This is a genomic window from Syntrophotalea sp. (assembly GCF_050253115.1).
In the GTDB taxonomy this organism is placed as follows: domain Bacteria; phylum Desulfobacterota; class Desulfuromonadia; order Desulfuromonadales; family Syntrophotaleaceae; genus Syntrophotalea; species Syntrophotalea acetylenica.
In genome coordinates, this window is record NZ_JBFWJQ010000068.1 from 1 (window position 1) to 13,278 (window position 13,278).

A 13,278-nucleotide genomic window follows, 5' to 3' on the forward strand; every position below is an offset into this window, starting at 1 on the left:
ACCACCAGCTCAACCCCCAAGCGAGCAGTAATGGCGGTAAGGGGAGCTCCCAAGGGGATGCCTGGTCGCGATACCGATCAAGCCAGAAGCTGGAGAACAGGGCGGCGCTGGCCAGCAGAGCACTGCCGAGAAAGGCCCAGTTGACCAACAGCCCGCTGTTGGCGGGCAAGACCAGGCCGTCCACGAAACTCACAGCGGCACCGATCTGGAGTAGCAGACCGAACAGCCGGGCCAGCGGCCGGTCCTGCCGCGACCCGACCCAGACCATGGCCGCGCCTTCCAAAGCCCAGGCAGCGGCGGTCCAGTTCGGGTCGAGTCCCAGGGGAATGGCCAAGCTGGCGAAGATCACGCCCAGGGCAAGAAAGGCCTCGGTCAGCAGCCGCATCCCCTCAGCCAGCTGTCTCCACAGCAGCCAGGACAACCCGACATACCAGCCGCCCAGCATCAGGGCACTCAGCGCCATGCCGTAACGGAAATCGTGCACCAGATAGGCTTGGAGGCCGCTGGCGACAATCGGCAGGCCAAACACCAACGGGCCGTCGATGAAGCCGCGTAGTCGCAGGGGCTGACGATGGGCGAACAGGACCGCGATCAGGCAGTACATCAGGAAAAAGAGGATCAAAAAGGGTTCGGTGGTGGCAAAATGGTCCGGGGTATAGGCCGAGGCTCCCCAAAGGGTGGCGATGGCAAAGGTGAAGGTAAAACCGATCAGATTGAGTTCCCGCCAAGCCTTGAACCAGGCAATGCCGAGAATGCCGCTATTGAGCAGGGCGTAGTAGGAGAAGAGGAGTACATGGCTGCCGCTGTCGGTGGACATCAGCACCGGAGCGAGAAAACCGCCGATGGAACCGGACACCGCCAACCCCCGGGCCTCCTGCAACACCGCCAGGGCACAGGACAGCCCCACTAGGCCGATCATCACCGTTAGGGCCAGGGGCAGGGGCAGGAGATGGTAGAGCTTGGCTGCGGCAAAGACCACCAGGTACAGGACGCCGATGCCACCGCCTTCCAGACCCAGGCCATAGTTCCTGCGGCTGTGGCGCAGTCGCCAACCGGCGGCCAGCAGGATCAGACCGCCCAGGGCCACCCCGGCCAGGCGCAGTTCGATGGGGATCAGGGTGCGCTGGGCCGCATACTTGAGCAGGAAAGCCACCCCAAAGAACAGGACCACCAGGCCGATTTTGAGCACCGGATTGCCGCTGGTGAAAAAGGTGACTACCGGCGCAGTCAAACCGGCCAAGAGGCCGCGAACCGGTAGCTGGTCAGGGGATGGTGGCGGAGGTTTCCCCTCCGGAGCCGCTCGTGGGTGTTCCTCGGCGGCCGCCGCTTGTCTTGAAAACGATTTGTCCGCCGTGGGCTCACCCGGATCACGGACAAGGGGCGTCCCGTGTGTTGCTTCCGGATGGTCGTCTCGGGCGATGGCGGTCGTGGTCCGTTCCAGTCTCTCTATCCGGCGGCGGAGGGCAACCACTTCGATCGCCAGGTAAATCACCGCACCGGCGAGGAGAGCGTTGAGCAGGCTATGGGGATAGACCCGCATGCCGACACCGACGGCCAAAAGTACCGCCAGGAGGGAAAGAGCTGTTCGCATGTCCGTGCCTCGTTTCAGGTCTTGTTCAGAACCAATCCCCAGGGGGCAATCCGTGCCGCTACGGCCCGGTTGGAAAGGTCTGTCCGATTCCCGTGAGCAAAAAGCCGGACAGAAAACAGGGACGGATGATTTGATTGAAGAAATGCGCAACTGAAAACGGTGGGGAAGCCGTTTTCAGCTTTCCCACCGCTTTGAAGACGGAACTCCGCGAGATCGTGGACAAGAGACTGGGCTCCGTGTCCTTACGTTGCGGCGTTATTCCAGCGACGGCTTGGGCGTTGCCTGGGTGGGTGCCGGCAGGATGGGATGCAGCACCTGGGGCTGTTTGCCGGTGGTTGTCTTGAGAAAGGCGACAATCTTGCCGATATCCCCCTCTTTGAGGTCGGCGCCGATCTGCGAATCGTTCATCACCTGCACCGCTTCTGCCAATTCCCAAACCACGCCTGAATGGAAGTAGGGTGGTGTCAGCTCGATATTGCGCAACGAGGGTGATTTAAACGAGAATTCGTCGTCCTTGGCCTGGGTAATGGCAAACCGACCCTTGTCGCCGGCGATGATTTTTTCACTTGGTTTGTTGACCACCCCCAAGGGGTAGTACTGATCACCGCCCATATTGACCCCGCCATGGCATTCGACACAGCCATGGACCATGAACAGCTTCAAGCCTTCCTGTTCATTTTGGGCCAGCGCCTTGGCATCGCCCTTGAGAAAGAGATCGAATTTCGAGTCAGGGGTGATGAGGGTGGCTTCAAAGGCTTCGATGGCCTTGGCCATGTTGTCGAAAGTCACCGGATCGCTCTCGCCGGGGAACGATCGTTTAAACAGGGCCACGTATTCGGGCATGCTGTTGAGGGTTTTGACCACGTTTTCCGGGGTGTTGTTCATCTCCACCCCAGCCTGAATCGGCCCTTTGGCCTGCTCCGCCAGATCCTTGGCTCGGCCGTCCCAGAACTGGGCCACGTTGAAGACCGAATTGAGCACGGTCGGGGCATTGCGCGGCCCCTGTTTCCAGCCGTGACCAGTGGATGTCTGTTGGAAGTCGGCGCCAGCCATGCCGACGTTGTGACAGGTGTTGCAGCTGATTAGGCCGCTTTTCGACAGCCTGGGGTCAAAATACAGCATCTTGCCCAGTTCGATCTTGTCCGGCGTCGCCTCGTTCCCCTTGATGGCCGGCGCCTTGTCCGGGACGGGCTGGAACTGGGCCTGGGCATCCTTCATCACGGTGTCTTCGGCGTTGGCGGAAAAACCAACCGCGGAAAGAGAGAGCGTCAAGCTCAGGGCTGCGAACAGATAGGTCTTTTTCATGGTCATCCTCCATCTGGTAAAGGGTATGTTTTCCGATTCCCGGTTCCCAATGTACTACAGATGTCCGCGTTGGCAAGCATACATGCTGTAACCCGGTGCCGGCGAGGGGCCTTGTCCCTTGACAAGGCGAAAAAAAAGGGAAAACGATGCAGGATCGCTTCCGCGGCCGAGTTCACGTTCGTCTCAATCCGCCGGTCTTCGTTTGGACGGAATGATGAATGACCTGATTTCTCCCCAGTTTCTTGGCCGCATACAGAGCCGTGTCAGCCATGCCGATCAGATCGTTTTTGCTGCATGCGGTCTCGGCGGGCCGGACAGTGGCAGCTCCGATGCTGACGGTAACCCGGAAATGGCGTTCTCCGTTGAAAAAATCGTGGTCGGCGATAGCGTTGCATAACTTCCTGGCCACGGTCACCGCCCCTTCCGCATCGGTTTCCGGCAGGATAAAGGCGAATTCCTCGCCGCCGTAGCGGGCCATCAGATCGTACTCGCGAATCGCGGTCTGCGCTACCTGGCATAGTTCCTTGAGAATGAAATCGCCGATCTGGTGTCCGTTGACGTCGTTGAATTTCTTGAAGTGGTCGATGTCCGCCAACAAAAGGGAGAGCGGCGCATGATTGCGGATGGCCCGATTGATTTCCGAGTGAAGGGAATGATGGAAAAAACGATGGTTGCTGATCTCGGTCAACCCGTCGAGGTTGGCCAGCTTTTCCAGCAGGCGGTTCCGCTCGGTCAACTGCCGTCGTATCTGTTCCAGCGCGGTCTTGGCCTGGGTCAGTTCGCGGTGCATCGCTTCATAACTGAGATGAAGCAAGCTGAGTCGGATATTGGCCTCCTGGATGATCTCGGCCACCGGTCGCAACGAGGTGATGTTCACCCCAAAAAAGCGGGCTGATTTTTCGATTTCCCGGTTGATGATCTTGAGGATGGTCTTGATTTTCACGTCTTCCAGGCCGAGCAGCCGATGGGCGTGGTCCACAAACTGGCGGTGAAATCGCTCGGGATGAACGGAAAAGAAAATCCTGGTGACCAGCGCGGACAAGTGAGTGATTTTAATGGCCAGATCCTCTTTCGGATCCGTACCGGGGTAGGCAAGGGGATCGTGATGGTAGCGGATGGCGGCTAGAATGGGGGAGGGGAGTGCCCATAAACGGCCAATTTCAGCGCCAGAGATGGTGTGTGTCAGGCCAATATATTCTTCTTCCAAGGAAAGTTCGCACACCTCGGCTGAACCAGCCGTCAGGTGCTGTGTTAGCCGGTCGTAACGCCTGGGGATTGTGAGCGCGAAGATTAAACAACCGATATCCTGCAGCAAACCAATGGTAAACATTTCCTCGGGGTCCATCCGCCCGGTCTGTTCGGCAAGCAGGCGAGCGGCTGTCGCGCCAACCAGCGAGCGTTCCCAGAATTGATTGAGATCAAACCGATCGTGGGACTGTGCCTCTCCCATGGAGAGAAAAGTGAAACTCAGGACCAGGCTGCGCACCGCGTTGATCCCCAGCAGGGAGACAGCTTGACTGATCGAGCCGATCTTTTGCGGAAAACAATACAAGGCGGAATTGGCGACCTTGAGAATTCTGGCTGAAAGTGCCATGTCCTGGGCGATGAGGGTTGTCAGGTCAGGAAAGGAAATGTCGTCCTGTGAGGTAACTTCGAGGACCTTGGCGGCAACAGCTGGAAGTGTCGGCAGCGAGGCGGAGGAGAGAATCGCGTTAAGCGCTTTGTTGAGTGGCGTGGACATGACCGATGCTGTCGTTCGTGCGAGTCGGAATGGACAGGGTGGTAGCCTAACGAGAAAAAAGATTTTTTTATATCACGCCGTTCCCTGATTTGCTTCTCTCTTTTTGATGGCAGCCGCATTTAATCAAAACCGAACAGGAATCATGGCGAAGGAATGCTGAAGGAACGCAATTATCGAGGAAACCTGTCATGGCCGGTAACGCCTTGTGAGACATGCGAAAAAAAGAGTGTTGCTGGGTAACGAGACAGGTTGGGGTGAAAGGAGGGGATGAAAAAAATCGACATGAAAAATCAACGGACTGCCAACAAAAACCAAGAAAACGGGAGAGCTGGTAAACAAAAGTCTTGCGAAGGCTGCTTGAATTTGTCTTGACACTCTAATTGTTTGCTGGTATTTGACTTGCGGTTTTCAGCGGTATGCTGTATAAAAGCCATTCCAAACATCAAATGATGTAGGCGCGTAGCTCAGTGGGAGAGCGCTACCTTGACGTGGTAGATGTCGTCGGTTCGACCCCGTCCGCGCCTACCAATTTTTCAAAGGCTAGGATGCAGATTTATCTGCTCATTAGCCTTTCCTTTTTACAGGCACGATGGCAGAGATATCGGTTTCCTTACAAGACGGTGAAAATAAGTCGTTTCCGCTGGGGACAGCAGTCGCGGATGTGCTCAAGGATCTGGTTTCCGGTAAGCAGCGCAAGCAGACCGTGGCGGTGAAGTGCGACGGTCGTCTGCTGGATTTATCGACACCTCTGGCGATGGATGCGGTCATCGAACCGGTATCTGTGCACTCGGAAGCAGGTCTGGAAATTCTGCGCCATTCCACAGCTCATATCATGGCCTTGGCGGTCAAGGAGCTGTTTGGCGATCAGGTGAAAGTGGCCATCGGCCCGGCGATTGAAGACGGGTTTTACTACGATTTTGATCGGGAAAAGCCTTTTTCCTCCGAAGAATTCGAGCAGATAGAAGCCAAGATGGCGGAGCTGGCCAACGCTCGTCTCCCTTTTGTCCGGCAAGAGATGCCCAAGGAAGAGGCAATCCGTTTTTTTGAGCAGCACGGCGAAATTTACAAACTCGAACTGCTGCGGGAGATGGAAGCGGAAACCGTCAGTCTGTACACCCATGGTGGTTTCGTCGATCTGTGCCGCGGCCCCCATGTTCCGGATTCTTCCTGGATCAAAGTGTTCAAGCTGTTGCGGGTGGCAGGGTCGTATTGGCGGGGCGATGAGAAACGGCAGATGTTGACCCGCATCTATGGGACTGCTTTTGCGGACAAGAAAGAGCTGCAACAGTATCTTGCCCGGCTGGAGGAGGCCCGTAAGCGCGACCATCGCAAGCTGGGCAAGCAGTTGGGATTGTTTACCATTCAAGACCAGATCGGTCCGGGGTTGATCCTCTGGCAGCCGCGTGGCGCCCTTCTTCGCCGGCTGATCGAGGATTACTGGAAGGATGAGCACTACCGAAACGGCTACCAGTTGCTCTATACCCCGCACATTGCCCGCCAGGATCTGTGGAAAACCTCGGGACATCTTGATTTCTACGGCGAAAACATGTATTCCGCCATGGAGATCGACGAGGTGATGTATCAGTTGAAGCCAATGAATTGTCCGTTTCACATTGGCGTCTACAATGCCGACAAGCACAGTTACCGGGAGTTTCCCATTCGCTGGTGCGAGTTGGGCACGGTTTATCGCTACGAACGGACCGGTGCGCTGCATGGCCTGATGCGGGTACGTGGTTTTACCCAAGACGACGCGCACATATTCTGCCGTCCCGATCAGTTGGAAGAAGAGATATTTAACATCATTGATCTTAACTTGCATATTCTCAAGACGTTTGGGTTTGATCAATATGATGTCTATCTTTCCACCCGGCCCGAAAAGTACGTCGGTTCGGATGAGCACTGGCAGTTGTCGACCCAGGCGTTGAAGCAGGCCCTTGAGAAAAAAGGGTTGGCGTATCAGCTGGATCCGGGAGAGGGGGTTTTCTATGGCCCCAAGATCGATATCAAGATCAAGGATCAGCTGGGACGGTCGTGGCAATGCTCCACCATTCAGGTTGACTTCAATCTGCCAGAACGATTTCAGATGAACTATACCGGCGTTGATGGCGCTGAGCATCAGCCGATCATGATCCATCGAGCTTTGATGGGGTCGCTTGAGCGCTTTATCGGGGTGCTGATCGAGCACTACGCAGGTGCCTTTCCCCTTTGGCTCGCTCCGGAACAGGCGCGGATAATGAATATTACCGATGACCAGGGCGAATACTGCGAACAGGTGCATGCCCGGTTGCGGGCCATGGGCGTGCGTATTGACAAGGATGTGCGCAACGAAAAGTTGAATTACAAAATTCGTGAAGCTCAGCTGATGAAAGTCCCCTACATGTTGATTGTCGGCGAGCGTGAGAAGCAAGAAGGCACGGTTACGGTGCGAAAGAGAGATGGAGAAAATTTGCCGGCCATGACGCCGGAAGCATTCGTTGATCTCGTTATTGAGGAATGCGGACGTCGTCACGTCTGAACACAACACTACAACTGGAGGAACGAACATTAAAAAACGAGGCATTCGAAAACCTTCCACTCAGCAGGATCTGAAAATCAAAATCAACGAAGATATCGATTACCGGGAAATTCGACTCGTTGATTCCGATGGAACACAACGCGGTATCGTCAGCACCAAAGTCGCTTTGGAGGCGGCCCAGGAGCAGGGCCTTGATTTGGTCGAAGTTTCCGATAAGGCTGATCCGCCTGTGTGCCGGATCATGAATTTTGACAAGTTCCGTTACGAGCTGAAAAAGAAACAGCAGGAAGCCAAGAAAAAACAGACCGTAATTGAAACCAGAGAAATCAAGTTTAGGCCTAAAACCGAAGAACACGATTTGAATTTCAAGATACGTAAAATCAAGGAATTCCTGGCGGAAAAAAATAAAGTTAAGGTGACCATGCGTTTCCGCGGCCGCGAAATTGTCTATGCCCAGACCATAGGACTTGACGCGCTGACAAAAATCGCTGATACGTTGCGTGAAGATTGCGTGATCATTCAGGAACCCAAAATGGAAGGTCGGCAGCTCGTTATGTTTGTCGGTCCCAAAGCCTAAAGGTGCAATTCGTTATTCAATAACTACATTCCGGCCAGATGTTGGACCGGGGAAGATGTAAGGAGCGTGTACCATGCCGAAAATGAAAACCAACCGAGGGGCTGCCAAGCGGTTTAAGGCTACCGGTGGCGGACGGATCCGCCGCGCCAAGGCCTTTGCCTCTCACATATTGACCAAGAAATCAACCAAGCGGAAACGTAACCTGCGAAAATCCGCCTTGATTGCCGAAGTGGACACCAAAGCCGTACGGCGGATGTTGCCATACATGTAAGAGACGTAACGGTCTGAGCGGGATGCTCAGGCTCTGCCATCACCATCGGGAGAGTTCCGCCATTTCAGGCGGTCTTTCTTTTCTTTGCTAGAACGGAGAAGACAATGCCTCGTGTAACACGCGGTTTCAAAGCACGCCGCAGAAGAAATAAAGTACTGACTCTGGCCAAAGGTTTTCGTGGCGGTAAGCACCGGTTGTTCAAGACCGCCGCTGAAGCGGTTGATCGTGCCTTGTGCTACGCGTACCGGGACCGCCGCGTAAAAAAACGGGAGTTTCGTCAGCTATGGATCGCCCGCATTAACGCGGCCGCCAAGCAGAACGGCACCAGCTACAGCCGACTGATCAATGGATTGAGCAAGAATTCGATCGAACTTGATCGCAAGGTGCTTTCCAACCTGGCCATCGTTGATCCCAACGCCTTTTCAGCAGTGGTCAAGGCCTCCGGGCAGGCCTCCTGAACACGGTTGAAAGTGTATGGAAAGCGAGCTGCTCAGGCTCAAGCAGGAGGCCGAAGAGGCTTTGGGGCGGATTGATGATCTGGCCCAGCTTGAAACCTTTAGAGTTACCTATCTCGGAAGAAAAGGCGGTCTGCTCAGCGGTGCCTTGCGGCAACTGGGGAGCGTGGCCGCTGATGAGCGCCCTCGGCTCGGCCAATTGGCCAATGCCATCAAGCAGGAGATCGAAGACCGGTTCGAGACACTTAAGGCCCAGTTTCAGGCCTCGGCGCTGACACGGGCCGGCGGGGAAGTGGATCTCAGCTTGCCCGGTCGCTATCTGCCGTTTGGTAAACTGCATCCAGTCACCCAAGTCATGGAGGAAATCTGCTCGATTTTCGAAGGGTTGGGGTTTGCGGTGGCTGAAGGACCGGATGTGGAAAGCGATTACTATAATTTCGAAGCGCTCAACATCCCCAAACATCATCCAGCCCGTGACATGCATGACACCTTTTATGTCACGGATTCAATTCTCCTGCGTACCCATACCTCACCCATGCAGGCAAGGATCATGGAGCAACAGGAACCACCGTTGCGTTACATCGCACCTGGCAAGGTGTATCGGTGCGATTCGGATATCACCCATACCCCTATGTTTCATCAAGTGGAAGGCTTTCTGGTCGATAGGGAGGTTTCCTTTGCCGATTTGAAAGGGGTGCTGACCAGCTTTACTCACAAGATGTTCGAGCGGGAACTTGCCTTGCGTTTCCGTCCCAGTTTTTTTCCCTTCACCGAACCCAGTGCTGAGGTTGACATTGCCTGCGTGATCTGTGGCGGCAAAGGATGTCGGGTTTGCAAACGCACGGGATGGCTCGAAATTCTTGGGTCCGGCCTTATTGACCCCGAGGTGTTGAAGATGGTGGGGTACGATCCTGATCTCTATTCCGGATTCGCTTTTGGTCTCGGCGTTGAACGGATAGCCATGCTCAAATATGGCATTGACGATATCCGTTTGTATTACGAAAACGACCTCCGGTTTCTCTCCCAGTTTTAGAACGCCGCCTTTTCGTTCCTTGCACAAGACCGTCCGCTCCATCTCGTGCGAGGGAGGATTCCGACATGGTACCTGCAAGCCGAATCGCTTGCCGCGCTCCAGCGGTCGACGACCTCACGAGAGGCCGAAAAGGAAGGAGCGCCTCCCGCTTCTTCCTTGATCGGCCTAATTTGGGAAGCGGCAGGTGTCGAACACAACATTTATCATGATGAGCTGTTGCTGATAGGATCGTTATGAAATTCACGCTGAGTTGGCTGAATCAATTCATTTCCACCGCAGGAATGACTTCGGCGCAGATAGCCGACCAATTAACCATGCTCGGGCTTGAGGTTGACAGTGTCGAAGAGTTGTCTGCACACCTCGCCCCGATCACTGTGGCCCGGGTAACCGAGGTCAGCCAACATCCCGATGCCGATAAATTAACGGTATGTGTTGTCGATACCGGCGAGGAGATCGTCCAGGTGGTGTGTGGTGCGCCCAATGTCCGGCCTGGGATGTTCACCGCCATCGCCAAGCCCGGCGTCAAGCTTCCCGACGGTACCAAAATAAAAAAATCCAAGGTCCGGGGCGTTGTTTCCGCTGGAATGCTCTGTTCGGCGCGTGAGTTGGGCTTGAACGACGATCATAGCGGCATCCTCGACTTGCAGGGACCGTTTGCTCCGGGGCTGCCACTGGTGGAAGCGCTCGATCTTCGCGATACAGTGATCGAGGTCGATCTGACACCGAATCGCCCTGATTGCGCCAGCGTTCGCGGCATTGCCCGTGAAGTCGGCAGTTTCACTGGGGGCGTCTTGAAGCCGCTCGTCGCCCAAGTAACCCCATTAACCGGAAAGAATATCGATTTTGAAGTGATCATCGATGATCCGACCTTGTGCCCTCGATATACCGCCCGAAAATTGATCAATGTTACTATCGGACCTTCTCCTCGCTGGATGCAGCAACGGCTCAGTGCCGTGGGGATGCGGCCGATCAACAACATCGTTGATATCACCAACTACGTGATGCTCGAGTCCGGGCAGCCGATGCACGCCTTTGATTTCGCTACGTTGCGGGACAGCAAGATCATTGTCCGTCGGCCAACCGTGCAAGAGACGAGCATCACCACCCTCGACGGCAGTCAACGGCAGCTTGACCCAGACATGTTGCTCATCTGCGATGGCCAGGGCCCCATCGCGGTGGCCGGAGTCATGGGAGGATTGGATACAGAAATCACTGACCGTACCACCACTATCCTGCTTGAGTCCGCCTGTTTCAATCCCGTGTCCATACGGCGCACTGCTCGCAAATTGGGAATTCCATCCGAGTCTTCCTATCGATTTGAACGAGGGGTCGACCCGAACCTCGCGGATATCGCCCTGGAACGGGCTGTGGAGTTGATGGTCGAATATGCCGGCGCCCAGGCGGATCCGGACGGTATCGATGTCTATCCAGGAAAAAAACCTTTGTTGACCCTGCAACTGCGCGTCAACCGGGTGTGCGGGTTGCTGGGCATGGAGCTGAATCGCGACCAGGTTGCGGATTATTTGCGATCCATTGAGTTTGCTGTCACCGCACTGGATGAGGCGACCCTGGAAGTTGTGGTTCCAAGCTTCCGGATCGATATCGAGCGTGAAGTGGACCTGATTGAAGAAGTCGCCCGATTGGTCGGGTACAATTCCATACCCACCGCATTGCCGCTCATTCGGATGGACTATCCCAAACGGGATGACCTGCGTGCCTTGCGGCAGGATATTGCCCGTATTCTCACCGCACAAGGCTTTTTTGAGGCAATCAACTACAGCTTTGTCAGTGAACATCATTTGGATATCTGCCGCCTTGCCGAAAACGACGCCCGGCGACAGGTGACCCGGCTTCTCAATCCGCTCTCGGAGGAACAGGCGGTCATGCGATCCATGCTTCTTCCCGGATTGCTTGAGAATGTTCGCCGCAATATCAATTTCCAGTGTCCCGACATTCGATTGTTTGAAACGGGCAAGATTTTCTTGCAGCAACAACCTAATGCGTTGCCCGAGGAACGATTGTATCTTTGCGCGGTCATGAGCGGGCAGCGTTATCCCAAGGCTGAACCGTTCTACCATGCCAACCAGGAAATCGATTTCTTTGATGTCAAGGGTGCAGCCGCCAACCTGTTGCAGGTGCTGCGCATGACCGGAAATGATCAGGCACCATTGTTCCGACAAGTCGCTGAATTGACGCAACCGTATAGTGACCCCGGCTGTTCGGTAGCGATTATGGATGGCGACATCGTGATCGGATCCGTGGGCCGCGTGCACCCAGAGACTCTCAAAGGCTTTGCAATCAAACAGCCTGTCTATTTTTTGGAGATTGATCTCCAGCATCTGATGAACCTAAACAGAGTGCCGAAACAGTTCAAGACGTTGCCCAAATTTCCTTCAGTCAAGCGCGATGCCAGTCTTGTCGTGCCGGATCATGTCCCGGCTGGAGAGTTACTCGTGGCAATCCGAACTCAGCGGCAGAAATATCTTGAGTCAGCCGAGATCTTTGATGTATATCGTGGCAAACCGATCCAGGCAGGATATAAGAGCGTCTCCCTTTCTTTCACCTATCGTTCGGAGACGGCCACGCTGGATGATCAATCGGTTGATAAAATTCACGATAAATTGATGAAATTATTAATGGCAGATTTCAATGCCTGTTATCGCCAAGGATTTGATGCATGAAGAAGAAGAACGTGACCCGCAAGGAACTGGCCATATCCGTGAATGAAAAATTGGGTGTATCCCAGCGGAATGCTGCCGAAATCGTCGATACCGTGTTCGCGATCATGAAGACCACAATGGTAGCTGGAGAATCGATCAAACTGGTGCAATTCGGCACACTGACGGTTCGGGATAAATCGCCCCGCCGTGGCCGTAATCCACGAACCGGCGAGTCGATGACCATCACCAAACGACAGATGGTTTCTTTTCGTCCGAGTAAGCGGTTGCGCGAACGGCTCAACAAGTGAAAGCCAATTTGACCTCATCGAGGCACTGTTTTATACTGTTAGCAACGGGGTGACTTCGTTCAGATAACTCTGCTCTGCGTTGACGATTGAATGTGAAACGATCGGCTTCAGTTTCAGCCAAGATACCGGATAAAGTTTATTTCCGAATCGGCGAAGTCAGCCAATTGGTTGGAGTTGATCCCCATGTATTGCGCTACTGGGAAACCGAGTTTTCACTCATCAAACCTTTTCGCGGGAAATCCAAACAGAGACTGTATCGCCGGCAAGATGTGGAAAATTTGCTCCACATTAAAGCGTTGCTCCATGAACAAGGGTATACGATTTCTGGAGCGCGAAGGCATCTTGCCCAAACAGACTATTCTTACCCTCTTCAATCCTCGTGCATAGATCAGGAGCCTGCCTCTCGCGATACGGACATATACCCCCTACTTTTGTTGATGAAGACAGAACTGCGGGAACTTTTGACTTTGCTCGGGCCGGTAAAAGACTAGATTTGCAACTAAAGGTTGACAGCTGTAAGGGTAGGTGCTAAAAACACCGCACATTTTCTCGGAACGTAGCGCAGTCTGGTAGCGCACCTGAATGGGGTTCAGGGGGCCGGAGGTTCAAATCCTCTCGTTCCGACCAGTAAAATCAAGGGGTTAGATGCTTTTTCGAGCGTCTAACCCCTTTTTTTATACCCACCCCTGTGTTTTCAATGGCTCCAGCCGATTCCCATGTTTAACATGCTGTTTTAACGCATCATTTTTTCAAGTTGCACTCATTTTTAATCGTTGTATATCGTTGGTTATCGTTTCCTGTGCACGGAAATTTACACTCAAA

The 13,278-nt window shown here is 54.3% G+C and carries 11 protein-coding genes and 2 tRNA genes; 10 read left to right on the forward strand and 3 right to left on the reverse strand.

Annotated features, from left to right (window positions below; translation table 11 throughout):
* The 3 genes from AB7E65_RS08380 to AB7E65_RS08390 all read right to left on the reverse strand — a co-directional run.
* Window positions 1-1,591: DUF2339 domain-containing protein (locus AB7E65_RS08380; RefSeq protein WP_428745643.1), on the reverse strand; the 1,591-nt coding region annotated here is incomplete at its 3' end.
* A gap of 255 nt (window positions 1,592-1,846) precedes the next feature.
* Window positions 1,847-2,896 (reverse strand): cytochrome-c peroxidase, encoded by a 1,050-nt coding sequence (locus AB7E65_RS08385; protein WP_015724123.1) that lies wholly within the window; start codon window positions 2,894-2,896, stop codon window positions 1,847-1,849.
* Between the two features lie 172 nt (window positions 2,897-3,068).
* Complete coding sequence (locus AB7E65_RS08390) at window positions 3,069-4,637, reverse strand: sensor domain-containing diguanylate cyclase (protein WP_015724124.1); 1,569 nt, start codon at window positions 4,635-4,637, stop codon at window positions 3,069-3,071.
* A 453-nt stretch (window positions 4,638-5,090) separates the two neighbouring features.
* Here AB7E65_RS08390 and AB7E65_RS08395 point away from each other — a divergent pair.
* From AB7E65_RS08395 to AB7E65_RS08440, 10 genes are all read left to right on the forward strand, one after another.
* Window positions 5,091-5,165, forward strand: a tRNA-Val gene (locus AB7E65_RS08395).
* Window positions 5,166-5,226: 61 nt separating this feature from the next.
* On the forward strand, window positions 5,227-7,152 hold the full coding sequence (thrS, locus tag AB7E65_RS08400) for a threonine--tRNA ligase (RefSeq protein WP_015724125.1): 1,926 nt from the start codon (window positions 5,227-5,229) through the stop codon (window positions 7,150-7,152).
* Complete coding sequence (gene infC / locus AB7E65_RS08405) at window positions 7,112-7,729, forward strand: translation initiation factor IF-3 (protein WP_245529493.1); 618 nt, start codon at window positions 7,112-7,114, stop codon at window positions 7,727-7,729. Before thrS ends, infC begins: the two co-directional genes overlap by 41 nt.
* Before the next feature lie 73 nt (window positions 7,730-7,802).
* Entirely contained in the window at window positions 7,803-8,000 is a 198-nt protein-coding gene (gene rpmI, locus AB7E65_RS08410) for a 50S ribosomal protein L35 (protein ID WP_015724127.1), read from the forward strand.
* A gap of 104 nt (window positions 8,001-8,104) precedes the next feature.
* Window positions 8,105-8,458, forward strand: a complete 354-nt coding sequence (gene rplT / locus AB7E65_RS08415) for a 50S ribosomal protein L20 (RefSeq protein WP_015724128.1) — start codon at window positions 8,105-8,107, stop codon at window positions 8,456-8,458.
* Window positions 8,459-8,474: 16 nt separating this feature from the next.
* Window positions 8,475-9,488: a phenylalanine--tRNA ligase subunit alpha gene (pheS, locus tag AB7E65_RS08420; RefSeq protein WP_015724129.1), complete on the forward strand. Its 1,014-nt coding sequence runs from the start codon at window positions 8,475-8,477 to the stop codon at window positions 9,486-9,488.
* Window positions 9,489-9,721: 233 nt separating this feature from the next.
* Complete coding sequence (pheT, locus tag AB7E65_RS08425) at window positions 9,722-12,169, forward strand: phenylalanine--tRNA ligase subunit beta (protein WP_015724130.1); 2,448 nt, start codon at window positions 9,722-9,724, stop codon at window positions 12,167-12,169.
* Window positions 12,166-12,456: an integration host factor subunit alpha gene (locus AB7E65_RS08430; RefSeq protein ID WP_015724131.1), complete on the forward strand. Its 291-nt coding sequence runs from the start codon at window positions 12,166-12,168 to the stop codon at window positions 12,454-12,456. The genes pheT and AB7E65_RS08430 overlap by 4 nt, the downstream gene beginning before the upstream one ends.
* A gap of 92 nt (window positions 12,457-12,548) precedes the next feature.
* Window positions 12,549-12,947, forward strand: coding sequence for a MerR family transcriptional regulator (locus AB7E65_RS08435; protein ID WP_081457983.1), 399 nt, complete (start codon window positions 12,549-12,551; stop codon window positions 12,945-12,947).
* 59 nt (window positions 12,948-13,006) lie between these two features.
* Window positions 13,007-13,083 (forward strand) — tRNA-Pro (locus AB7E65_RS08440).
* The last annotated feature ends 195 nt before the right edge of the window (window positions 13,084-13,278 follow it).